General features: G+C 46.0%; 12 protein-coding genes. 5 read left to right on the top strand and 7 right to left on the bottom strand.

What is annotated here, in order from left to right:
* Nucleotides 1-86: 86 nt before the first annotated feature.
* From HXT53_RS00610 to HXT53_RS00590, 5 genes are all read right to left on the bottom strand, one after another.
* Nucleotides 87-7,769 carry a peptidase gene (locus tag HXT53_RS00610; RefSeq protein WP_421780365.1) on the bottom strand — a complete coding sequence of 2,561 codons (7,683 nt, stop codon included), beginning with the start codon at nt 7,767-7,769 and terminating at the stop codon, nt 87-89.
* A gap of 1,097 nt (nt 7,770-8,866) precedes the next feature.
* The gene (locus HXT53_RS00605) at nt 8,867-11,698 is read right to left on the bottom strand and encodes a TIM-barrel domain-containing protein (protein WP_421780364.1); all 2,832 of its coding nucleotides are present in this window, start codon (nt 11,696-11,698) and stop codon (nt 8,867-8,869) included.
* 15 nt (nt 11,699-11,713) lie between these two features.
* Nucleotides 11,714-12,547: a carbohydrate ABC transporter permease gene (locus HXT53_RS00600; protein WP_004113800.1), complete on the bottom strand. Its 834-nt coding sequence runs from the start codon at nt 12,545-12,547 to the stop codon at nt 11,714-11,716.
* Nucleotides 12,544-13,479, bottom strand: coding sequence for a carbohydrate ABC transporter permease (locus HXT53_RS00595; protein WP_014554831.1), 936 nt, complete (start codon nt 13,477-13,479; stop codon nt 12,544-12,546). The genes HXT53_RS00600 and HXT53_RS00595 overlap by 4 nt, the downstream gene beginning before the upstream one ends.
* Nucleotides 13,480-13,549: 70 nt before the next feature.
* Complete coding sequence (locus tag HXT53_RS00590; RefSeq protein ID WP_004118145.1) at nt 13,550-14,938, bottom strand: extracellular solute-binding protein; 1,389 nt, start codon at nt 14,936-14,938, stop codon at nt 13,550-13,552.
* Nucleotides 14,939-15,196: 258 nt separating this feature from the next.
* Between HXT53_RS00590 and HXT53_RS00585 the strand changes: the two genes are divergently transcribed.
* A complete protein-coding gene (locus tag HXT53_RS00585) occupies nt 15,197-16,213 on the top strand; it encodes a LacI family DNA-binding transcriptional regulator (protein WP_032841349.1) in 1,017 nt (338 codons plus the stop codon).
* Here HXT53_RS00585 and HXT53_RS00580 read toward each other — a convergent pair.
* Both HXT53_RS00580 and HXT53_RS00575 read right to left on the bottom strand, forming a co-directional pair.
* Nucleotides 16,197-16,970, bottom strand: a complete 774-nt coding sequence (locus tag HXT53_RS00580) for a TraX family protein (RefSeq protein WP_009993522.1) — start codon at nt 16,968-16,970, stop codon at nt 16,197-16,199. The genes HXT53_RS00585 and HXT53_RS00580 overlap by 17 nt on opposite strands.
* A 336-nt stretch (nt 16,971-17,306) precedes the next feature.
* Nucleotides 17,307-19,016: an alpha-amylase family glycosyl hydrolase gene (locus HXT53_RS00575; RefSeq protein ID WP_421780360.1), complete on the bottom strand. Its 1,710-nt coding sequence runs from the start codon at nt 19,014-19,016 to the stop codon at nt 17,307-17,309.
* Nucleotides 19,017-19,439: 423 nt separating this feature from the next.
* On the opposite strand from HXT53_RS00575, the gene HXT53_RS00570 reads away from it, so the two are divergent.
* From HXT53_RS00570 to pulA, 4 genes are all read left to right on the top strand, one after another.
* Entirely contained in the window at nt 19,440-20,669 is a 1,230-nt protein-coding gene (locus HXT53_RS00570; RefSeq protein WP_004113790.1) for an extracellular solute-binding protein, read from the top strand.
* A 160-nt stretch (nt 20,670-20,829) separates the two neighbouring features.
* The gene (locus HXT53_RS00565) at nt 20,830-22,233 is read left to right on the top strand and encodes a carbohydrate ABC transporter permease (RefSeq protein WP_004113788.1); all 1,404 of its coding nucleotides are present in this window, start codon (nt 20,830-20,832) and stop codon (nt 22,231-22,233) included.
* The gene (locus tag HXT53_RS00560; protein ID WP_004113786.1) at nt 22,230-23,150 is read left to right on the top strand and encodes a sugar ABC transporter permease; all 921 of its coding nucleotides are present in this window, start codon (nt 22,230-22,232) and stop codon (nt 23,148-23,150) included. Before HXT53_RS00565 ends, HXT53_RS00560 begins: the two co-directional genes overlap by 4 nt.
* A gap of 105 nt (nt 23,151-23,255) precedes the next feature.
* Nucleotides 23,256-25,247: a type I pullulanase gene (gene pulA / locus HXT53_RS00555; protein WP_246943664.1), complete on the top strand. Its 1,992-nt coding sequence runs from the start codon at nt 23,256-23,258 to the stop codon at nt 25,245-25,247.
* Nucleotides 25,248-25,326: the final 79 nt, after the last annotated feature.

Below are 25,326 nucleotides of genomic sequence, written 5' to 3'. Positions count from 1 at the left end.
CAATTAATGGCTTGAAGAAACTATCCCCAAGCCATTAATTCACATTACTCCAATCGTAGCAGCATCACACACTGCTACAGATTAAACTAACGAGCCGAATGCTTCCTACGCTTAGACGCAGCACCAACCACTCCGAGCCCAGCAAACACCGCAGCCAAAGCAGCAAACACCGAGGAACTAGCGCCAGTATTAACACCACTCACGTCACCACGCTTGAAATTCATTCCAGCAGAATTACGCGCTGCGATCATACCCTCACGCAAAGCTGCACGCGCAGCACGCAAACGAGCCAAAGCAGAATCAACCTGCCCCTGAGTAGCATTAGAATCCGCTAATACTAAACGAGCATAATTCAAAGCCGCATTAAACTCACTCACCAAGTTAGAATCAGCCACTACACCATTAGCATTAGCCGAAACATCACCAAGAGCCGCATCAACCTCAGCCTGCAAAGCACCCTTATCAACAACATTATTAACACTAGTATTATTCACATCGTTAACACCAACACCAGTATTAACAAGCCTGTTATAAGCATCAATCAACTTTTGCTTAGCATCACGAAGCCTACGAAGAGCCTGATCAACCTGAGCTTGTGTAGCATTAGGATCATTAAGCACACTATTCGCATCATTCAACGCCTGCTGATACTCCGCCAAATCAGCAGCCTTACCAATAATGAACGGAATCGACTTACGGAAATCAGGATCATTGTCAGCCTCAGTGTTCAAATCAGACTTATCGGTCTTATGAGAATCAGCAAGCTTCTTCTTAGCGTCCTGAAGCTTCTTCAAAGCATCATCAACCTGCGCCTGAGTAGCATTCTTGTCACCGAGAACCTTGTTAGCATCCTCAAGAGCCTGCTTGTAAGCATCAGCCTCTGGGCTTCCTGCAGCATTCTGATATTCAGGAGTCTTGGTGAAATCAGAATCCTTATCAGCCTCAACAGTCAAATCAGACTTATCAGTCTTATAACCATCCGAAAGCTTAGACTTAGCGTCCTGAAGCTTCTTCAAAGCATCATCAACCTGCGCCTGAGTTGCGTCCTTGTCACCAAGAACCTTGTTAGCGTCTTCGAGAGCCTTCTTGTAGTCTTCAAGAGCTTGCTTAGATGCGTCATCACCCTTAGCTTGAGCATTCTGATACTCAGGAGTCTTGGTGAAGTCACCATTAGCATCCGCCTCAGACTTCAACTTAGAAGGATCAGTCTTGTAGCCATCAGTAATCTTCTTCTTAGCGGCTTGCAATGCATCTAGGGCGTCGTCAAGCTCTTTCTGAGTTGGAGCCTTAGTCATGCCCTTAGGCAACTGGTCTTTTACTTTACCTGTTGTACGATCAAAAGCATCGAGAAGATTCTTAGCTTTCTCTAGGGCATCCTTGTATGCCTTCATGTCGGAATTATCCGACTTGCCGTCTTCACCCTTCTTAGCATCAGCGTTCTTGAACTCAGGCGTGTTCTCGAACACGTCGGTGCTGGTATCAGTATCGCCGTCCTTAGACTTATCAACTTCTTCTTGCAAGTCATGTGGGCTTGTTACGTAGTTCTTAGTAATCTTATCCTTGATATCTTTAAGATTCTTAAGAGCTTCGTCAACTTCCTTCTGAGTTGGAATATCCTTTTCACCCTGCTTTGGCGCAGAACCATCGTCGTTAAACTTCTTCAGAAGATCTTGAGCCTTCTTCAGTGCATCCTTGTATGCCTTTACATCAGGAATATCTTCGTCACCAGTCTTCTTAGCAAGAGCGTTGAGGTACTCCGTTGTTTGTTCAAACTTCGGATTATGTTCCTGTCCGGTCTCGTCTTTATCGTCGGCTTCCTTCTTAAGGGAAGATGCGTTGGTCTTGAAAGCATTGTCGATAGCTGTCTTTGCATCTTTAAGGTCTTGCAATGCCTTATCTACCTGCGCTTGGGTTGGACGATCTTCTGGCTTTGCATTTGGATCAGGGTTATTCACCTTGTTGATGAGTTCCTGTGCAGCCTTGAGTTTTTCGTTGTAAGCTTCCAGCTTCTTAGTAGCGGAGTTAGGATCCGTTGTCGCATGATCTTCTGTCTTCGCCTTTTCAAGTGCGTTCTTGTACGCAACAGACGCCTCGAATGGAGGAGTTACAGGATTACCTTGCGTATCCTTATCGCCAACTTCGTTAGAAAGCGGCTTGACATCAGTCTTGTAGCCCTCGGCAACAGTCTTCATGGCTTCTTGCAAAGTCTTAAGCGCGTCATCAACTTCCTTCTGAGTTGGAATTCTGGCTCCCGTTGTCACATTTGGCTTGCCGTCATCGTCGAATGCCTGAAGAATACCGATGGCTTTATTCAGAGCGCCGTCGTTAGTGTTCTTATCAAGAGCATCAACGTCAGTCTTAGCTTTAGATTTCTTATCTGCATCCGCGTTCTGATTATCCTTAAGAGCCTTAGCATTCTTATACTCAGGCGTATTCTTAAAGTCGCCAGCTGCAAAGTCTTTTGCAGCCTTAAGCGCAGCTGCATTGGTCTTGTAGTTGTCGGTAATCTGCTTCTTGGCATTCTTCAAAGCCTCAAGCGCCTCGTTAATCTGCTGCTGCGTTGGACGCTCGCTGTTCTTCTTGCCTGCATCGTTTGCGTCACTTACTAACTTGCGAGCAGTTGCAAGAGCCGTCTTGTAAGCAGTAACATCTGTGTTTTCATTACCATCGCTCGTCTTAGCTTTAGCGTTCTTGAACTCTGGAGTGTCCTCGAACTTGCCAGTTGCAGATGAGCCTTCAGCATCTGCCTGAGACTTCTCAGCTTCTGTGTTCAAAGCTGTTGTATCAGTCTTGTACGCGTCAAGCTTGGTACGTGCTTTATCAAGAGCATCAAGCGCCTTGTTGATGTCTGTTTGAGTTGGCTTTGCGTCTTGCGGCGTATCTTTATCGTCATGCTTCTTCAAAAGCTCCTGAGCTTTTGTCAAAGCTTCATCATACGCCTTCTTGGCTGCGGCGGCCTTAGTGTTCTTATCCGTATCAGGAACAAGCTTGCCGCCCTCTTCTTTCATGAAGTGAGGATCAGACGCATTGCGGTACGCATCAGAAGTTTGCGTGCCTTCTGTAGGCGCAGTACCCTCTGTAGAGCCGTGCTTCTTTACGCTTTCCTTAAGCTTGGTGGTGTCGGTGTTGTACTTTTCAAGCTCTTTGCGAGCTTTGTCAAGCTTATCCTTAGCGTCATTTACTTGCTTCTGAGTTGCAGAAGGATTCTTGAGCAAGTCTTTAGCTTCATTAAGAGCTTTACCATACTCATCTACAGCCTTTTTAGCGGCATCATTCTTGGTGGTGTCAGCAGTCGTGCCGTCTGTTTGTTTATAGTCAGGCTGCGACGCGTTCTTAAACGCAGGGCTTGGATGCGTGGTTGCATCCTCGTTAATCGACTTAATCAGCTCGTCGGTATTAGTCTTAAACTTATCCAGTGCCTTCGCCGCGTCGTTCATTTCCTGAAGGATACTGTCAACATCCCTGTTCAGTGGCTCACCGTTTTTGTGCGCCTGGATATCTTTCAGGTAGTCCTTATCGTTAAGGTCGCCATTCTTATCAGGAATATTTGTATCTGGAATATCCTGATCATTTGCCTGATCCTTTGGGAGCTTGTTAGTAATCGCATTGTGTAGTTTATCTGTTGCCTTCTTATACGCTTCCATAGCCTTTTTAGCAGCTTCTACATCAGCCTGTTCTTCTGGCGTTGGATTTGTCTTTTCAGCAAGAGCCTTCAAATTCTTGTAGGCTGGGCTGTTCTTAATGGCAATATCATTAAACACAGCCGCCGAAAGCCTGCTAGTATCAGTTGCATAGGTGTCGATAATCTTACGCGCGTCAAGAAGTTGTTTCTTAATTTTGTCAGCTTCTTCTTGCGTTACCGTGCTATTTGGCTGCTTTAGTTTTTCCATCAAATCTTTTGCAGCGTGGTACGCATCGTTATAGGCTTTGAAGTCCTTGGCAGCTTGAGAATCTTTGCCCTCAGCTTGCGCTTTATCAAAAGCGTTGAAGTAGGCCGGCATCAGATAGCCGCTGAAGTTGTCTGCAAGCGCTTTACTAAGATCGGTTTTATCCGTAGAGTACTTGTCGGCATGAAGTGCTGCTTCAGCATCTTCGAGATCTTTTTTAGCCTTTTCTACATCTGCCTTTGTAGCGTTCTTGTCACCAAGCACTCTCTTAGCTTCTGCGAGCGCCTTGTCGTAGTCCTCAACAGCCTTTTTAGCATCAGGGTCGGTGTCTTTCTTCGCGGCTGCATTCTTGTAGAACACGCTTTGCTTGTCAGGTTTGGTTGGATCAGGATTATCGAAGCTCTTTTGAACCACAGCATCAAGAGGGGCCTTGTCGGTTGCGTTCTTGTCGAGCGCATCCTTAGCATCCTTAAGCTTCTTGATTGCGTCGTTTACTTCCTTCTGGGAAGCGTTTGGATCTTTGGAGACCTTATCTGCTTCTGCTACAGCGTCGTCGTAGTCTTTGCGCTCTTTTTCGCTGGAATTCTGATAAGTTGGGTCGGCGGTCTTGAGCTTTTCCTCACCTTGCTTAGTCGCATCGCCCGTGTTCACCTTGCCATGCTGCGAGATAGCATTATTCAACTCATCCTTGTTGGTGGTGAAGTCGTTAAGGGCTTTACGAGCCTCGTCCAGCTTCGCCTTCGCATCGTCAACAGCCTTTTGCGTGGCGTTGTCGTCTGCCTTTACCTTATTGGCATCTTCAAGAGCCTTGTCGTAGGCTTTCTTTGCTTCTTTAGCAGCATTGTTCCTGGTTTCATCAGGCTTGCCATCAGCTGTCTTAAAATCAGGATCGCTTACGTTCTTATACTTATCGCTAGCCTTTGTACCAGTTGTAGCTTGTTGACCTTCAGCAGGCGTACCATCTTCTGTTATCGACTTATCCAGTTCGTCTTTCTTGGTAGCGTCACCATCAAGAGCTTTGCGAGCTTTATCCAGCTTAATGGTTGCATTATCAACCTCAGCTTTAAGCTGTTCAGTTAACTGATCATCTGGTGTAGTTCCAACTTTTTCAAGCGTTTGCTTAGCAACCTTCAATGCATCTTCGTAGTCTTTCTTCACTGCATCAGACGCGTTGTAGTACTTCGAGTCAGTCGGAACATCCGTATTATCAACCTTAGTGGTCTTATGCTCACCAATCGACGTCTTCAAATCGGCAGTCTTATGATTCGTCTGCGGCACAAAGATAACGTTAATTGCCTTTGCCGTATTGCCTGGGTGACGATCTTTCTCCATATAAACATGCTTATAGTACGTCATTGCATACGGCTCAACAAACAGACGTGCCTTGAAAATCTTGTCCTTTTTGCCAGCTACCGTTACAGAACCAGCTTCTGGATCCCATGAATACGAACCAGCTATTGATAAATTATCACCGAGGTTTACGTCAGAATTAGAAACTTTCTGATTCCCAGACCAATAAGCGCCACCCATATTGCCAAGCGTGAGTTCAGTTGTTGGCTCGCCATCTTTATTAAGCGCATAGTTCATGTGCGACTTGCGCGCGTTATTCCCTGTACCTTCATAGGAAAGCTGCTCGCCGCCAGTAAGGTCGCGCAAACCAGAACTACTATCCTTTGGTTTAGCCTTCAGCAAGCCAAGAATCTTTGTTGTATCAAACTCTTGCGCTTTAGTTGGATCGTAACGGTAGATGATAGTGGTCTTCTGATCATTACTCCAAGAAATACCTTCGTCGGTATCGCGACCATCAATCTTAGTCTTGTCCCACGAAACGGTGTAATCTGTACGAATATTTGGAAGCTTTGTAAGCTTGCTCTCTTTTACATTAGACGTAAACTCAGCAACTGACTTGTCAGTCTTGATTTTAACGGTAATCTTGTTTTCCGCCTGACCATTAGAGATTCCCTTATTAGAGTCACCAGATGCAGTAAGATCGCCCTTAAGATACTCAAGTGTAATCTGATCTTTGCTGGTAAGGCCAAGCTCTTCGTTGTCTTTGTTAGCTTCGAAAATAGCTGTTTTAATTCGGTCAAGTTCGGCATTGGAGTAACCCAGTGGGTTAGCAACAAAGACTGCTTTCTCGCCAGCTGGAACGACGACATCCTTCTCTGCAATCTTCTTCAACACAAGGTCGCTGAGTGCAATCTTAGGAGCGTCGTTTTCATCCACGCCAGCAAAGTTGATAGTGACTTCACCCTGGTCGTTAATGGTCACCTGATCTTGGCTTACGTGATTAAGATGCGCAAGCTTGCGTTTAATTTCGGTTTTTACATCATCGGAAACCTTGGACAGGTCGTCCACAATCGGCTTATCAATACGCGTATCGTAGCGCGCAACAGTAAGAGCGAGCGCCTCAGACTTGTAGCCAAGGTCGGAGACCAGGTAGGTTTTGAGCGTTTGAGCGCCAGCAACATATGTTGTTGGCTGGTCTTTCTTTGACGTAACCGTGTTGATTCTAGTAACCTGGGAAGGGTCATACGCCTGCTTGTCAGTAATAACCACCTTTTTCTCAGGGTCATCTGGCGTCTGAACAAATGCGCCGTTTACTCCAGTGCGTCCACCAACGCCGTTAGATCTACTTGCAGCATCAATTTGTGCGCGAATTGATTTTTTACCAGTGGCTTCGGTAGGAGCATCCAAAGCAGCCTTTAGCTTATCTTGAATTTGTTTTTCAGTAAGCGCTTCGTTATATTTCAGCACAATTGAGCCAGCTGTTTTAGGCGGAATAAGTGTTGCCGCACGCACAATATTCGTCTTGTACAGCACTACTGTTTTACCGTTTTTATCTGTACCGTACACATAAATGCAACGGTTTGCAGAGTAGCTTTCTCCACTCTTAAGATTGCCATTTCTATAAAGCTTGGTCATGGTAAGCGTAGCTGTACCATCATTGTCTACTTTAAATTCGTATGTACCTGAATATGGCTGATGCTCGTTTACAGCAGCAGCATCGGAATAATATTCAAGGAACTTTCTACTTTTAGCATTATCAACAGTATTACCATCAGATGGGAAAATAGCTACTTTGGTAATGGTACTTCCGTCAGTTGGTGCAGCAAATTTAAAGGTAACGGATTGGTTTTGGCCTTTTTCAATATACGTATTGTCAGAAGATCCCCACGCATACATGTTAGGGAGTGTGTCTTTTGTTTCTTTTGAAAGTGTTATCTCACTATTAACTTGTGGAGCAGGTGCAGGATTAGCTTCGCGATCTGCACCAACAACAGGTTCGCCCTGCTTCTGATTTTCATCCTTAGCATCATTAGTAGCCTCAGGTTGCTTATTCTCAACCGTCGCACGCCTTGTACGCTTCTTTACAACATTTTCCGCAGGAGTGCTAGTTTCCTCAGTGGTGCTACTGTCTGCATTATTCTTATCAGTAGCAGAAGTGCTATTCGTAACCTTATTATCTACAGCCGTAGCGCTCTCAACCTTCGACCCAGACTCAGTCTTAGTAGCGTCAGCCTTACCTTCAGTCTTTACTACAGTCTGCTCAGTTGGTTTAGTCTGCTCAGGCTGCTCCTTCTTAGATTCTTCCTTCTTATTAGTCTCGGTCGCAGTCTTCTTAGAATCCTCACCCTCAGTCTTATTCTTATTAGCAATTACACTCTGTTCTTTTGCAGGATCATTCGTATTAACAGGCGCAGAAGCAGGAGTCTCCGCCGCCATTGCAGGAGTTGCGCCAAAAGCAATCGCCGCGCCGGCAATTACGCTAGCAGCTCCAGCCGAAAGAGCAGCCACTTTGCGCATATCAACAGCCTTTGCAGACTCATCTTTTGCAGAACCAAATGTCTTGTTGGCGTGTTTAGCAGATTTTGTAGTCATGTTCTCCTCTTTCCGTGAGATTAATTAAATTTACTTGATATTGCTTTGCGCACCGACTGTGACTCTCAAAGCCCTATAGTTTTTAACAATAGTTTTACAAAGTCTTATAGCGTACATCTATAATGATGTAACCATCCTTTGAGAAGTCATTATAACATTTTAGAAAAAATTTTGAAGATAACTAACAAATGTTTATAGCTTTGGGGGATACATACCCCCCCCCCCCCAAGCCTTTTATTTCAAGGGTTTTTGCGAAATAATTTTTTCAAAAATTCTTGCGATTCTGGCGAGTCAACCGCCATTTTTAGCTCACTCATCTAAACATTTGTATATGATACAAATCACATTTTTAGACCCTCTGCAGTGGGTTTTTCTCTTTTATCCCGCGTTTGTTCCCATATTTGGCGTTTCGATAAACAAATTCAGGAATACCCCTCGCGAACGTAGAAACACCCAGCCCTCGCGCAACACCAAACAAGGAATATCGCTCGCGCGGATTAGCCGCGCTCACGTCTTCGCCGCACGTAAAGTCCACTGGACTTTACGTTTGAGCGGCTCAGCGCTCCGAATTGCCTTTTCGCGCTACGCTCTAAGCGAAAAGGCAGGTCGTCGCGCAAGCAAGGTAGAGATTCGAGATTTTTCGCAGCTATCGAAGCGAGCCTCAGCGTCGCTAGATGGTGATTCGCCGAGAGAGCAAGAAAAATCGAGAATCTCGGTGATGAAAGATACGAAAAAGTTTTAGATATTCAGAAGGTTTGATGTATTTCTATACGAGCAATAAAAGAGGAGCGTAGCGACGGGACTTGCATGAGCGCTTTGACTGAGCTTGAAATTGCATAACGCATTTCAAGCTCCTTCAAAGCGTGATTTGGCTCAAGCGTAAAGTCCAGTGGACTTTACGTGCCAAATCAGCCGAACGGCTACTAATAGTCGTGAGGAATAGCGCGGATAATCCGCGCGGCAGAAATACTCAAACCTCGCACAACAGTAAATAGGAAAATCACTTGCGCGATCTAAGCACGAAGGCAGTCGTCGTTAGCGAGGTCTAAGCGCGCTAACGTCTTCGCTTGCGTTGAAAGCACACTGTGCTTTCAACCTTAAGCAAGCTCAGCGCTACGAAGTAAAATCTCCTCAAGTGCGCGCTTAACCGAATCAGGCAACGTGCACTTCCATTGTGCCCACTTAGCAACCTCTGGGTGCTGCGGAGCATGTGCGTTAGTCAAGTCAACGCTTTGCTGATGGCGCTCAAACTCGCTCTCGCTAGTGTACTCAAGCGCGCAAAGCTCGCTTATAGCACTCGCGCTACCACCAGCTTGGCGAATCGCATCAAAAGCAATCTCCTTGCCACGGTACGGCATTTGCGCTTGTAAAAGCAACCTGTAGCAATCGCCAATCTTAGGATCTTGCGCAATGCACAGTCCGCTATCCACAATCACTCGCACGCAATCGCAAACAGGCACGTTGCGCACAGAAACAGTAAGACTTAAGTCGCCCTCTTCGCCTTCATATGAAACTTCTACAGCCTCAGATTCAAGCTGATTTTCCCCAACAAAAACGCGAACGCGCGAAAAGTCTGGGCAAGCAACGCCTCTAAACACCACGCTCCAATCGCGCTCAGAAGGCAGCGAAGCAACAGCATTATCGCAACCCTTTGCAGAGTTGATCACAAATTGTGTAGACGCGTTGCTGTCACCATCGCAGGAGTCGCGCCAAATCAACTCCATGCGTGTATCGGCAGTTTTCCCAGCGCACGCGTCTTCAAATCTGCCGTTATCTTCGCGCATCACAAACTCGCCGTTTGCACCTGGGAATGCGAGAACGCGCAAAGATCGCGGATTTTCAACGCTATTAACAAGCTCCGCCGCCTGCTCGCTACTTGCGCAATCCGCTTCGCTTGGCAAAACTTGCATTGGAATAATGGCACCAGCGCGCGCAAACGCCGGCACGCGGTCGATTCCTCGCCAAACCTCAAATCTGCGCCCAGCACCGCCGCGCGAAACATAGCGCCTTCCGTCAAAGAAATCGTACCAATCGCCTTCTGGAAGCCAAACGGCAGTGCACCCGCGCTCAACTTGCTCGCACCCCTTGCTAACGATTGGCGCAACAACAAGCTGGCTGCCAAAACGGTACTCGTTTGGCATCTCGTATGCTGCAAGCGTTTCTGGCGATTGCCAATACATTGGCTCTACGATTGGTCTGCCATCAACTGCCGCGCGATAATTCATCGTATATAAATAAGGCAGCAATTGCGCGCGAAGTCGCAGCATTTTAACCATCGCATTGCGCGTCTCATCTGGGAAATTCCACGGCTCTTTGCCTGCAAACGGCGAGCAGCTGGAGTGAAGTCGATTAATCGGGCTAAACGCGCCGAAAGCGTACCAGCGCGCCTCCAGCTCATTGCATCGCACGCCAAGCATGTGGCCGCCAATATCGTGGCTCCACCAGCCGTAGCCAATGTTGGACGCCGTAGAAGTAAAGTAGGTTTGAAAAGCCAGCGAATCCCACGTTGTTACGCTATCTCCCGAGAATCCCACTGGGTAGCGGTGCGAGCCAGGACCCGCGTAGCGCGAGAACGTTAGCGGCCACGCGCCGCCGCGCCCCGAATCCTGGTAGTGCACGTGGTTAAGCATCCAAAGCGGATCCAAGCCAGCCTGCTTTGTAACTCCGCCCTGCTGCCAGTCAATCCACCAGAACCCAACGCCCTCGTTCTCCATGCGACGATGCATGTTTAGGTACGCGTTCAAAAAGCGTGGATTTGTAAGGTCAAACTCAACTGCCTTGCCGCTTGCAGGGTCAATTCCCATATCGCGCGCAACTTGCGCATAGTCTTCTTCAAACGCGCGCACGCCGTCTCTCGGGTGCAAATTAAGCGTTGCGGTAAGCCCTTCGCTGGCAAGTTGGCGCAAAAACGCGCGATGATCTGGGAATAAATCGCGGTTCCACGTGTAGCCAGTCCATCCCGAACCGTACTTTGGGTCCACATCCGTTACATGCCAATCCATGTCGATTACGGCAGTGGAGAACGGTATTCCTTCGCGCTTAAATCGGCTCATCAGCTGCAAATATTCGTCTTGGCTGTACCTGTAGTACCTGCTCCACCAGTTGCTTAGTGCGAATCGCGGAAGAAGCGGCTGCGCGCCCGTAAGCTTGTAAAAGTCGCGAATTGCGCCTATATAGTTGTGACCGTAGCCAAAGAAGTATAGGTCTTTAGAGTTTGATTTAGATGATTCGGCAGAGTTTTCCCCAGACACACTGCCATCCGCCTTTTCACGCGGCTCCACCCATGCCCCGTATGGGTTTTCTTTTCCATCAACAGCAGCCGCATACGCGATTTTTGCCGAGCGCGAATCGTCTAACACAGCCCACCCGTCGCGAGATATTACGCCCGTTCCAAGCTTAACGGCTCCATCCGCCTCGTCCACTGTTCGCGCTGTGCCGAGCAAATTGCCGTGGCATTCGTCGCCGTAATGCCATGTGTTGAATTGCGAGCCTGGCACTCCGCGCACAACAATGCTCAAGCCCTCTTTGCTAAACGGCTGCTGGTTGTACGTGATCAGTAGTTTTTCGGTTTCGACTTCTATCCAGCCATTTTCCAAATTTTTTACACTATATTTTGGATTAGAAGATTTTGGATTAAAAGCGCGCGATGCCTCATCTTCGGTTGCTTGCGATTTTTCCGCGGCAATCTGCGTGCCATCCTCAAAGTTTCGCCTTACAACTGTTTGCGTAGGAGCGTCTACAAATTCGCCGTTTTCGCTCCACTCAAGGCGCACAAGCGAATCCGTGATTAAAGTGATTCGCCAATTTTTGCCGCTTATAACCTGCGACTCTTTGGCTTTAGACAGCGGATTTTTAGCGTAATCGTAAAAAATGTGTGCGTCTTGCACATCCTGTGTTCCACGCGCTTCACGCGCATCTTGTAAAGTCATTCGACCCGCCCTTTTCTACTTACCGCTGCCGGTTGAAATTCCAGCAATAAACTGCTTCTGGAACACCAAGTACACTACTACTACAGGAATAATAGCAAGCGATGCCGCAGCAAACAAACCGCCGTAGTCAGTTCCAAATCTTCCGCTAAACGTCTTCAATCCAACTGCAAGAAGCTGCTTTTTCTCGTCTGTAATCATAAGGAATGGCCACAAATAGTCTTCCCAATTCCACAAGAACGTAAAGATTGCGAGCGCAGCAATAGTATTGTGGCTCATTGGCAGAATTATTCTGTGGAATATTCTAGAATCCGAAGCTCCATCTAGTTTTGCTGCTTCAATCAATTCGTCGGATATTCCGCTTATTGATTGTCGGAATAAGAAGATTCCAAATGCGCTTATTAAGCCTGGAACTATAAGTGCACGATACGTGTCTTGCCAACCAAAGCTAGTCATCATGTCGTATTGCGGAATGATTGTTACTGCCCACGGTACCATCATCGTGCTTATTACTATTCCAAAAAGCAGATTTCTGCCACGGAATCTCATTTTTGCAAATACGTATCCAAGAACGGCACTCGTGTAAATGGCTATTACCGTTTTAACTACCGATATAAACAATGAGTTAAAGAATAGCCTCAAAAAGTCGAATTTCTCTTGAATCCCAACGTAATTCCCAAATGTGCTTGGCTTTGGGAACAGCCCACCATCTATGCGCACAATGTCGCTGTTTGGAGCAAAGGAAGATACAAACATCCAAATAAATGGCACGATTGTTAAGAAAGACAATAAGAATAGGAATATTGTTAGAAACCATCCAATAATGCTCTTTTTAAGATTTTGTTTTTTCATACTAACTCACTATCCTTAGACGCTTTAAACATTATGAATGTTAGGATTCCAGTGATTATAAACAGAATGACGCTCATTGCAGATGCAATTCCAAAGTTATACTTTTGGAACGCTTGATCAAAAATTAGGTAGCTGATTGTGTACGTTGATGTTCCTGGGCCGCCATTGGTCATAACAAGAATCTGAACATACGCTTGAATATAGCCAATCATAGATGTGATTACTATAAAAAGTGTTGTTGGCTTTAGCAATGGAACTGTTATTCTAAAGAATTTTTGCACGCTATTAGCGCCGTCTATTTCTGCCGCTTCGTAAACATCTTTTGGCAGATTCATTAATCCAGCCAAATATAATACCGTTGCGTAGCCAAAGTCTTTCCAAATTGTCATTATTATGATTGCTGGCATAGCCCAAGTGGAACTGTGCAACCAGTTGATATTTAAGCCTGTAATCCTATCGATCATGCCAAACTGCGGGTCAAACATCCACATCCACACAAAGCTCACTGCCACCAACGGCGTAATTGTTGGCATGTAGAAAAGACCTCGCAGAGTATCTTTGCACTTAACAAGCTTGGAGCTTAACAACATTGCAAAACCAATGCCAAGAATAACGCGGAATACAACAGATACAAACGTAAAGATTGCGGTGTTTGCAATGGACTTCCAGAATAACTTATCTACTAAAATCTGCTTAAAATTATCCAGCCCAACCCAATTGTATGTTCCAACAAGCGGATTCCATTCATGGAAGCTGCCTGCAAAAGCCTTATATATTGGATAGGCAAGAAAAATCACAAAATAAACAATCAGAAACACTACTGCTATATTCCGAAAGGAGAAGGTTCGAGAAAGAGCAGTGCTTATTTTTGACATACCACCATTATGTTTTCTCATTTTGCTCAAATGAGAATCCTGATTAACTTGTTTCATGATTTTCCTTGCCTTACCTACTGAGCACAGTGATTACGATTTACAACTATCTAACTAGTCTGCTTTGTTTTTACTTGTGCTCTTTGAAGAACTCATACTTACTTTCTGCAGACGTAAACTTAGAATTCTTCATATCTTTAACCATTGTTGCTTGAGCCTCTTTGATTGCATCATCAATAGACTCACCATTTTGCATAACGTTCTGGAAAGCAGCCTTGCTACTTGTTTCCACGGTAGAAGGCGTGATTCCTGGCCAGATTAGGCGATCTGCACGCGGCTGAATCGCAGCCATTACTGGAGCCTTTAGAATCTCAGGATCGTTTTGCAAAGACTTCTTTGCTGGGAACGAGTTCAAATGCTTTACTGCCGAGCGAATAAACGCATCGTTAGCGAGAATGAACTTAATAAAGTCTTGAGCAACCTCTTGCTGATCTTTTGACTGGTGAGCGTTAATTCCTGGAGTGGATTCTCCATTGTAGCGATCGTACGCAAATGGCTTTTCTTTTGTGAATGTTGGAGTTGGGAAGACTCCATATTCAATATTTGGGTACTTTTCTTTTAGCACACCTTCGAGCCATCCCCAGGCATAAACCATTCCAGATTGGCCGTTTCCAAAGCTTTGCGTGTAATCCGTGCCAAAGTCGGTAGAAATGACCTTGTCTTTGTCGTACAAATTCTTCAAGAACTTCATGTTTTCACGCGTGACTTTGTTGTCAAAATTAGGCTTCTTGCCACTTTCATCAAAAGCAAGTTCACCACGCTGATAGTTCAATCCTTGATTGATTGCAGCATAAGCATCGCCGTTCACGTTAAATCCAGCCTGTTCCATCTTGGAACCGTTCCACTTAGTGAGTTTCTTCGCCACTTCGCGCAACTCATCCCAAGTAGCAGGAATATCTGCCTCAGTTAAGCCAGCTTCCTTCCAAAGCTTCTTGTTGTAGTAGATGTTTCCCGTATTGATTACGGAATCAATGTACTTTACATTACCTTTAGCATCTTCATGCGCACTAGCCGTTGCGTAATCCGATTCCATAGCAGCCTTGTCAATCTTGTAATCGGCAGCGTATGGGCGAATAAGCTCATCTTTGGAGTTGTGAATATTGAACAAAGCTGGGCCCTTTGTTCCCTTTAGAGCAAGTGGAAGCTTTGTCCAGTAATCATCCCAAGCAACGTTCTTAGTCTTAAACTTTACATTTGGATAAATCTTTTGATAATCCTTAATCATGTCGTAAATTGGATCAGTGGACGCGTCTCCCCAGCTCCAATACTCAAGCTGGATTGGCTTTCCTTGATTTACTAAATGATTTGGGTCATACTTTAAAGCTTGACCCATAACAGCTAGGCCTTTGTCTTTCTTTGTATCTGTTACTCCTGCTGCACCATTATTCCCACATGCGGCAAGCGTAGAAATCATGCCCAAAACTGCTATACAGGATATGCATATTTTTCTAATCTTCATTGTTACTCCACTTCCTCGTGAAATTGATGGGTAATTTTATAATATTGCTTTAAGTTTGACTCGGTCAAACATTAAAAATGTAAATGTAAAGGTTTTCATTTTGAATCCTTAATACTAAGCTAGTTTTGCACGAATAAATACTTTTTAGGCGGCGTGTCTAAAAATGTAAACCTTTTCATTTATGATAACTAGAAGCAGGGTGATTAAAAGAAATGCAGCTAAAAACTCTGCAGCTAAAACGCTTAAAAGAGGTGCGACTTGTCAAAAACTAGTATTTGCGATGTAGCAACACTGGCAGGAGTGTCGATTGCAACCGTCTCCAGAACATTCGCACATCCAGAAAAAGTCTCCGCATCTACACGCGCCAAAGTCATGCGCGCAGCCGAACAAATGGATTTCACTGTTTCTAGAACCGCTGGAGAGCTTAAAACAGGCAAATCGTATCGCATAACACTACTAATTGGAAGCAGTAAAATCGAATGGTTTAGCTCAGCAATTATAGAAGGATTAAATAGCGTACTGAACAAAAATGGCTACGACCTTGTAATACACCTTTTAGAGGGAGTTGAACAAAGAAAAAACTTCTTTAAAGAGCTGCCCTTACGCGCAAACACAGACGCAATAATCGTATCGTCATTTGACATAAGCAGCAATGAGGCTGAACAATTACAACGCATAAACGTACCAATTGTTGGAATAAACTGCACAGCTTCTAAAGTGCTTTCTGCATCAATCGGAATCGACGATGCTCTGGGTATAAAACTTGCGATTCAACACTTAGCGACATTAGGGCATAAGCGTCTTTTATACGTGTATGAGCATTTTTGTTCATCTTTCCGCTTTAGCTCGTCAAGAAGAATCACAAGCTTTGAAAACGTGTGCAACAATATTGATGGAATGCAAGGGAAAGTACTGCCAATAGACATAAAAGATGACCCTATAGATGCCACTCTTTCTGAGCTTTTTACACAAGAAAATCCCCCTACGGCAATATGCTTCCACCAGGATTCAACAGCAATGCCGTTCTTGTTTAGATTACAAAAATTAGGAATTCGCGTGCCTGAAGATTTATCGATTATAGGATTCGACAATGGCACTTATGCAAAAGAGGCTGGACTAACCACAATCCGCCAAAATCCTAAAACAATGGCAGAACAAGCTGGGAACATTGCGATATCTCTTATAGAAGGTAAAGCTGTAGCGCGAAGACATCTTACAGCTCCAGTGCAACTTATTATAAGAAATTCTACGGCTGCGCCTAAAGCAGAATCGTGAACAAGCTTGCGATTACAAGCATAAGCGGGTACCACGCATACATAAGCCAGCGGAATTGCTTAGTTTGCTTAGGTCCATCGCCATACGGGCTGCGATAGTGCAGCACAGCCACGCCAACGCCTGGCGCCAAAAGAGACATTGCTCCGAAAGCGCCAGCAATCAGTTCCATGCGAATCTCGTGGTTTTCTAGGAATCTAAAAATCAAAACAAATCCTAAAAGTAAAGCTCCGCCCCAAAAAATATTCTGCCTAAAGCCGACTTTTCCGAAAAGATTCCACAATATTCCTGCAATCAGAATCACTGCGATTGACGCCACTTTTTGCGCACCCTTAAAACGCGCGCGAACCATGTCAATTCCCGAAAGCACAAACAGTGCGATAACAAGACCAAACACTGGGTTTTGCGAGCGCATATCGAAAGCGCAGCCAAAGGTTGTAAAGTCGTACGGAACCTCGCAAATAAGCGCAAGCACAAGAAGGCGGAGCGTGTAAAGGTTGAGATTATGCGTGTTTTGATATCCGCGAACGAGTAGCCACGCGTACCACGGCAGAGCCGACCAGCTTATAACTTCGCAAACTACGGCAGCTGTGAGGCTCCACATGTTGGAGTTGGAAAGGCCGCCAAAAAGGTGCGGAATCACGGTTGTTCCGAACGCACTGAGCATCATCATTACAGCGCCGAGCAGCTTGAACTTTTTGAGCGTAATACCCATTTTTATGTTCTTGTCTGCGCGAATCTTTGGTTTTAGCGCGTCCATAATTCACCTCTTGCTAGCACTCGTTGCGTTAAGTGCGTATAAGCTTTTGCCGTCATTGCAACGTTATTGACAACAGCGTTGACATCAGCGTTGACAACGTCATTGCATAATCATTGCAATTGTATCAAACCCTAACTTAAATCTCTGCATTATCTATGTAGTGCACGGTTTCCCGCGTTTGTAGCTCTAATCGGCGTGTTGAGCTACAAAGTGCGGAAAAACCGTTCGCGCGTTACAGCGCGCTCACGTCTTCGCTTGCGTTGAAAGCACACCGTGCTTTCAACCTTAAGCAAGCTCAGCGCTCCGAATTGCATTCGCGCGCTACCCTTTAAGCGCTCATGCAAGTCGGAACGCAGCGAAGGACTGCGCGCCAAGTTTCAGCGCGGAAGAATCGCAAGCAACCGCTCCAACCGAAAGCCGCGGCTGCAAAATCGCCTCTGGCGTAAGCCCCGCAAGCGCGCTAAGCGCAATCGTCTCCTCGTTTAATCCAGGATTCATAACCACAATGCATCTATCTGTAGAGGATTCGCCATCCGACACATTCGACTCAGCCGCGCATCGCTCGTACGCAAAACTGCGACCATCCACAGGAGCGTGCAACACTCGCCAAGTGGCATCCGCGTGCAATGCCGCGCACTCGTGACGCAAAGCAATCAGCGCGCGCACCCAGTTAAGCAGCGAATCGCCATCCTGCTCCTGACCCAAAACCGTTGGAATTTCGCCACTTTGCACCGCTTGTTTGCGAGAATTTGCGCAAGTCCTTCCATCCTCGCGCGCCTCAACAGGCAGGTATAACTTCGACTTTGCGGCCGTGGAGAATCCAAAATTCTTAGAATCATCCCACTGCATTGGCGTACGCGTACCCGTGCGCGCATAACCGCCTTCTTTTGTTGGAATATCGCGGTATTTCATGCCGATTTCGTCGCCGTAATATACAAACGGCACGCCTGGCATTGTAAGAATCATGCCAAACGCAATCCGCCTTTCGCGCTCGCTTAATCGCGGAGCCAGGCGCGGCGTATCGTGATTGCACGTTATGAAACTAAAGTAGCCATCATTGCAAGTGGCCTCATACTGCGGGCAATAATCGTCTAAAAATGGGCAAATACTGCCGCCACCGCGCGCATTAAAGTAGCTGTGATCATGTTCAGGATTGCTATCTAGCGCATTATCCACATCGCGAGCCAAGCGCGCGTAACCGTTTGGCTGCCCATCCCAGCGCCAATTCAGATAGAAGTCCATGTCAAATCCAGCAGCCAGCGCCTGACGCGGCCTGCCCCACTCCGAAACGAACGCAGCCTGCGGATACTCGGCCTTTACAGCGCCCAGCATTTCTTGCCATGCGCGAATCGTGTTGTCTTTGCCAAGACTTCCTTCGCCATTGTTGTCGTCGTTTTTTACAAGCGAATCCGCCATGTCTACGCGGAATCCATCCGCGCCAAGCGCAAGCCAAAATCGCATAACATCAACCATTGCAGCACGCGTTTGCGCAGCCTCCTCAGAATCTGGCGCGGATTGCCACGCGCGATCCCTATGCGCAAAGCCGTAATTTAGCGCTGGCTGGCATTTAAAGAAGTTCAGAATATACGTGGCATCTCGCTCGCTTTCACCGCCAATAAACGGCATGGAATAGCCGCTAAACGCGCTGTCGGTCCATATATATCGCTTGCTAAACTCGTTTTCTTGCGCGCGCGAGCTTTGCTTAAACCACTCGTGCTCTTCGCTTGTGTGACCTGGAACCAGGTCTAGCAGAATGTGCATTCCGCGATTGTGTGCTTCGCTAAAAAGACGTTGCAAATCCTCGTTTGTGCCGTAGCGCGCTGCCACTTTTTTGTAGTCGCGCACATCGTAACCCGCGTCTTTAAATGGCGAATCGTAGCAAGGATTTAGCCAGATCGCATTGCATCCAAGTGATTTTACGTAGTCGAGTTTTTCGATTATGCCTGGAATATCGCCGATTCCGTCGCCGTTTGAATCGTAGAAGCTTTGTGGATAGATTTCGTAGAACACGGCGTCGCGCAGCCATTGTGCATGTTCGTTTTTCATGTTTACCCCGTTTTGTTGGTTTTGTTGGCGTGACCTGCCTAATTTTATTTTACTATTCACTTTTTGTTGTTGATTTTGCCATTTTGAGCAACAAAATCAGGAAAACTTTACGCTTTGACTGAGCTCAAAATCGTCGATTCACATTCAACCAGTCAATAATAAAATTCCGTTAAATTTACTGAGTTATAGAATAAAATACGATTTTCTAAAGCTAAAAAGTCACTTTACAAACAATTTTTCTAATCACTTGCGACATGATTTGCTAACACTTTTATATCCGTGTATACTACACATTGCTTATATACGGATTTCAATAAAAATGCGACACTGCTCAACGCAGCAAAATGCGATGTTGCGTCGCATGGAATCTGTTACTATGCCACCAAAGAACATGCCAAGCTGGCATGATATAGGAGGTCAAGGATGACGAATATGAAGAAAGTGCTGGGCGCAGGCCTCGCAATCGCTACAATGTTTGGATTTGCTGCATGCGGTTCTAGCACCAACGCTGGCTCCAGCAACAAGGCAAACCCAGTAAAGCTCACCGTGTGGTCTTCTTCCGAAGATCAGAAGGCTGGCGGCTGGATTCAGGCTATGGAGAAAGCCTTCAAGAAGGATCACCCAGAGGTTACTTTTAAGAACGCTGTTATTGCTCCACCAGATGCTGCTAAGACCGTTAAGCAGGACGCTAAGGCTGCTGCCGACGTTTACCTGTTCCCTAACGATCAGCTCGGCGACTTGGTAAAGGCAAACGCAATTGGCGAGTTGAGCGACGACGCTGCCAAGCAGGTTAAGGAAGACAACGATGATACCATCATCCAGTCTGTAACCGCTCAGGATGGCAAGCTTTATGGCGTTCCATACATGGGCAACACTTGGTTCATGTACTACGATAAGTCCAAGTTCTCCGACGAAGACGTTAAGTCCCTCGATAAGATGCTCGAAAAGGGCAAGGTTGCTTTCGATATCAGCAACGCTTGGTACCTTCCAGGCTTCTACCTCGATGGCAACATGACCCTCTTCGGCGAGAAGAGCAACGATGGCAAGGCTGGCATCAAGATTGGTGACAAGGCTGCCGAAATCACCAAGTATGTTGCAAAGCTCATTCAGAACAAGAACTTCGTAATGGATGGCGATGGCGCTGGCTTAGCTGGCATTAAGAACCACACTGTTGACGCTTACTTCTCTGGCTCTTGGGATGCTGGCGATGTAAAGAAGGCTTTGGGCGACAACTACGCTGCTGCTCAGCTTCCAAAGTTCAAGTCTGAAGATGGCGAACATCAGATGAAGTCCTTCGCTGGTTCTAAGGCTGTTGCTTACAACCCTAACTCCAAGGCTCCAGAGATGGCCGCTAAGTTCGCTGCATTCCTCGGTTCTAAGGAATCCCAGGAGCAGATGTACAAGCTTCACGGCGATATCCCAGTTGCTAAGTCTTTGGCTGATCTCGTTAAGGACAACCCAGCCGCTGTGGCTCAGATGAACACCATTGCTAAGACTTCTGTCTTGCAGCCAACCGTTCCAGAAATGGGTGCCTTCTGGGATCCAATGAAGACCTTCGGTACTGCATTGGCAAATAAGGAAGTCAATGATGGTAACGCTGCTGCAAAGATTGCAGACTTCCAGAAGGGCTTCGAGGAAGCTCTCAAGAAGTAAGTATTAACTTACGACTGTTTTCTAAATATTAAATTCTTTTAAAAGAAAATAATATTTAGAAAACACACGGCAAGGACGCCCCGCTCCCCTAAGGATTTTAAAATCGGGGCGGGGCGTCTTTTGCTTGTAAAAAGCCCCACAATTTTACGAAAGGCATGTCATGACTGGCACGACATCCACCAAGCGAGGGAAGCGTAAGAAGGCACCTGCTGCCGATGAATACATTGCCCCTTCGCAATACTCATTACAGGAGGCTGCAAAGCACGCAGACGTACTGTCTTGGGTTTCGATAATTATCTTCGGTTTTGGTAACTTCGTTCGCAAACAGTACGTGAAAGGTCTCGTATTCATTCTATGCGAGGCTGGAGTTCTTGCCTTCTTGGCCACAACTGGCGCTGAATATCTACCAAAATTCGGTACTCTTGGTACTAAGAAGCAGGGTAGAGTAAAGATTAACGGCTTCTGGCACTATGTGGCTGGAGATAATTCTGTTGAAATTTTGCTGTATGGCGTTATGAGCATTGCAGCAATTGTTGTTTTAATTTATTTAGCTACTTTGTCTTTGCGTAGCGCATACAAAGCTCAGGCTTTTGTAGCACGCGGAGAAAAGCCTATTACTTTTGTTAAAGATGTTGAGTCTTTGCTCGACCGCCATGCGCACGTTGGTTTTATGACTCTTCCAACCGCTGGAATTGTTTTGTTCACGGTTTTGCCATTGGTGTTCATGATTTCGATGGCATTCACAAACTATGATCGTGACCACACATTGCTGTTCCATTGGGTTGGTTTAAACAACTTCTTTAAGATTCTTGGAAATACAACTGGAACCATTAATGCTGGAATCTTCTTTGATGTTTTGATTTGGACCCTTGTTTGGGCTTTCTTCGCTACATTCTTGAACTTCTTCTTCGGCATGTTTATGGCAATGATTATTAACAGGCGCACCACTCGTCTTAAGAGCTTGTGGCGTATCTGCTTCTCTTTGACCATTGCTGTCCCACAGTTTGTGTCCTTGCTTGTTATGCACAGCATGTTGCAAAGAGATGGCGCTATTAACCGTCTTCTTATATCTTCTGGCTGGATTCATTCTCCACTACCGTTCTTCCAAGATGCTACTTGGGCAAGGGTTACGGTTATTCTCATCAACCTTTGGGTTGGTATTCCTTACACCATCATGCAGATCACTGGTATTTTGCAGAACGTTCCAGCTGAACTTTACGAAGCAGCAGAGCTTGACGGTGCAAGCTGGTGGCAGCGTTTCATGAACGTCACTATGCCATACATCTTCTTCGTTATGACTCCATACCTGATCACCACCTTCACTGGAAACGTTAATAACTTCAACGTTATTTACCTGTTGTCTGGCGGCGAACCAACACCAATTGGTTCTTCTGCAGGTAAGACTGATTTGCTCATCACCTGGCTGTACAAGCTTACGGTTGATAAAGATAACTACAGCATGGGCGCGGTAATCGGCATTATGACATTCATTGTGCTTGCGATTGTTGCTTTGATAACATACCGCAACTCTGGCTCCTACAAGAATGAGGAGGGATTCCGGTGAGTAATAAGAAGGATCTTATGCAAGGCGAACAGACTGTGCATAGTGTACGTAGCGTCCCGTTCTGGCGCGATCAGCGTATACGCCGCATATTCGGAGACATTGTAGCTCATCTGTTCCTGATTGTTATGGCTGTGATTTGGCTTGCGCCAATCGTTTGGGTGTTCTTGGAAAGCTTTAACCAGAACACTGCACCATATCAGACAACGTTCTTCCCAACTAAGTACACGTTTAATAATTACATTCAGCTGTTTACTGAGCGAGAAGTTCTTGACTTCCCACGAATGTTCTTAAACACCTTGATTGTGTCTATTTTCGTGTGCATTATCTCTCTGTTCTTCGTGCTTGTAGTAGCGTTCTGCATGTCTCGTTTGCGTTTCCGCGGTCGTAAGACATTTATGAACATTGCTTTGATTCTTGGTATGTTCCCAGGCATCATGGCAGTTATTGCTATCTACTTCATTTTGAAGGCTTTTGGCTTGACGAATGGTTCTGTTGTTCTTATTTCCCTTATAATCGTTTACTCTGCTGGTAGCGGCATGGGCTTCTACGTTATGAAGGGCTATATGGACACGATTCCAAAGTCTTTGGATGAAGCCGCTTATTTGGACGGATGCACAACTTGGCAAGTGTTCTGGAAGATTATTCTTCCAATATGCAAGCCTATGATTGTGTTCCAGGCTATTGTTAGCTTCTTGGGTCCATGGCTTGACTTCGTTTTGGTTAAGACTATTGCCCGTACTCAAGATAATTACACTGTGGCTTTGGGCTTGTACCAGATGTTGCAGAGAGAATACATCAATCACTGGTTCGCACGATTCTCCGCTGGAGCTGTGTGCGTTTCCATTCCGATTGCAATCCTGTTTATTGTTATGCAGCGATTCTATGAAGAGTCGATGTCTGGCTCTGTTAAGGGATAGTAACCTCTACATCAATTGTGGGGTTTAATTGAAAATGGGGGTCGAGCGTTTTAAAGCGTTTCGGCCTTCATTTTCTTCTGAATAATTAAAAGAAGGATATATTACATGACGTTCACGTCTTCAACACAATGGCCAGTGTACTCGGGTCAGCTTGGATGCTCGCTTAATGAAAAATCAACAACATTCACAGTTTGGGCGCCAACCGCATCATGCGTGACGCTAAGACTTTTTGAAACAGGAAACAACAGCGAACCTTTCAAAACACGTAATTTAAAGCCATTGCGCGACGGCGCATGGAGAACTTCAATATTGCAAAGGCTAGATGGCGTTTATTACGATTTTCTGGTGACTTTTGCTGATGGAAAAGTGAATCGTACAAGTGACCCTTGGGGTGTTGCTAGTGGCGTAAATGGCGAGCGCAGCATGGTTGTAAGTGAGGAACGCGTTAGCCCAGCTGACTGGCACAAAGATAAGTCGCCAGAGTTTGTACGCCATGCGACGGTTGTTTGGGAAACGCATGTTGAAGACTTTAGCAGCAATCCTAATGGCGGATTTAAGCCAGAACATAGTGGTCAGTATCTTGCTTTTACAGATTCGCATACGACTTTAGATTCAGATAACAACTTCCCTACTGGAATCGACTATCTTAAAAAACTTGGCGTAACTCACGTTCAACTAATGCCAATCTACGATTTTGCGACTGTGGATGAGGTTGCGATTTCGTCTGCTCGCAAAAACGGTGAGAGCGTGGATTCGCTTTACAATTGGGGCTACGATCCACATGCGTACAATGTGCCGGAGGGTGCTTACTCTAGCAATCCATACGACGGTACGGCAAGAATACGCGAGTGCAAGGCGATGATTGGCGCTTTGCACAAGAATGGCATGCGCGTAGTTATGGATGTTGTTTATAACCACATGTTTGAGGCTGCGTCGAATGTGTTTGAAAGTGTCGCCCCAGGCTATTTCTGCAGACGTAAGTCTGATGGGTCTTTTGCAAACGGTTCTGGCTGCGGTAACGAAATGGCTTCCGATCACCCAATGTTTAGGCGTTTTATGATTGAGTCTATTTTGCATTGGGCGCGCTGCTACCATGTGGATGGTTTTAGATTTGACCTTATGGGATTAACGGACGCGGAAACGTTGAACATGATTCGCGCAGAATTAGATAAGCTTGATGGCGGCAAAGATATTCTTATGTATGGCGAGCCGTGGGGCGCGGATGCTGCAGCTGTACCTAATGATTGCCCTATGGGAGATAAAGATGGGCGAGGATTCCTTGATTCTAGAATCGGCTGGTTTAGTGATGAGTCTCGTGACACGCTTAAGGGCAATGTTATGGATCATCATGACCGCGGATATGTAAATGGCAATGAGTTTTGGACGGCGGATCCTGTGCGAAACGCGTTTAATGGCTGGCGTGGTATGCCTTGTGCTGGTAAAAGTGTTGGTCAAATTGTGCAGTATGTTTCTGCTCACGACGATTTGACTTTGTGGGATAAGCTGTGTATTTCTATGCGCGATAACGCGTCTAGCTGCGATTTTGACGCAAGCGATCCAAACAGCGTTGCAGACATTTTTAGCGCTAATATTCTCAGTGCTGGATTGATTTTGTGTTCTGCTGGTATGCCGTTTATGCTTGGAGGCGAGGAGTTTGGTCGCACTAAGCATGGTTGCGATAATTCTTATAATCGCGGAGTTCTTATGAACCAGCTTGATTGGTCTAGAGCTGAGCGATTCCAACCGCTTGTAGAATGGTATAGTGCGCTTATAAAACTTCGCGCTAAGAATGCTGAGTTTTATGATGCTCAGCGCACTCACCTTACTGCGTCTGATAATACTGTTCTTGCGGAGCAGATTGGAAGAGACTTGATTGTGTGTGTGAACCCTATGAATGATGCGTCTGCAACGATTGATTTGCCTGCTAAATCTCCAAGCCCGTGGCGCTGCGTGTTGGATTCCACTGAGTATTTTGCTAAGTGGACGGGGCACGACTCTGGCAGCTGCGTTTCTATGCTGTGCGATGATAATGGCTCTCAGCGTGCGGTTCATGTGCCGCCGCGTACATTCGTTGTGTTGAGTCGCAAGCGCGCTTGATTGCTTGAGTTCTTGAGCGCGCTCGGCTCGCAATTTATCCCGATTTTGTTCTCTTATTCCTGTGATTTGGGAACAAAGT

The sequence above is a fragment of the Gardnerella sp. KA00390 genome (genome assembly GCF_049244075.1).
GTDB lineage: Bacteria > Actinomycetota > Actinomycetes > Actinomycetales > Bifidobacteriaceae > Bifidobacterium > Bifidobacterium vaginale.
The sequence above is the reverse complement of the archived record's forward strand: the minus strand, read 5'-3'. Positions and strand labels throughout refer to the sequence as shown.

Bases quoted from the DNA above. Each gene is read 5' to 3' on its own strand.
- HXT53_RS00610 (WP_421780365.1), bottom strand. From the start codon at position 7,769: ATGACTACAAAATCTGCTAAACACGCCAACAAGACATTTGGTTCTGCA.
- HXT53_RS00605 (WP_421780364.1), bottom strand. From the start codon at position 11,698: ATGACTTTACAAGATGCGCGTGAAGCGCGTGGAACACAGGATGTGCAA.
- HXT53_RS00600 (WP_004113800.1), bottom strand. From the start codon at position 12,547: ATGAAAAAACAAAATCTTAAAAAGAGCATTATTGGATGGTTTCTAACA.
- HXT53_RS00595 (WP_014554831.1), bottom strand. From the start codon at position 13,479: ATGAAACAAGTTAATCAGGATTCTCATTTGAGCAAAATGAGAAAACAT.
- HXT53_RS00590 (WP_004118145.1), bottom strand. From the start codon at position 14,938: ATGAAGATTAGAAAAATATGCATATCCTGTATAGCAGTTTTGGGCATG.
- HXT53_RS00580 (WP_009993522.1), bottom strand. From the start codon at position 16,970: ATGGACGCGCTAAAACCAAAGATTCGCGCAGACAAGAACATAAAAATG.
- HXT53_RS00575 (WP_421780360.1), bottom strand. From the start codon at position 19,016: ATGAAAAACGAACATGCACAATGGCTGCGCGACGCCGTGTTCTACGAA.
- HXT53_RS00570 (WP_004113790.1), top strand. From the start codon at position 19,440: ATGACGAATATGAAGAAAGTGCTGGGCGCAGGCCTCGCAATCGCTACA.
- HXT53_RS00565 (WP_004113788.1), top strand. From the start codon at position 20,830: ATGACTGGCACGACATCCACCAAGCGAGGGAAGCGTAAGAAGGCACCT.
- pulA (WP_246943664.1), top strand. From the start codon at position 23,256: ATGACGTTCACGTCTTCAACACAATGGCCAGTGTACTCGGGTCAGCTT.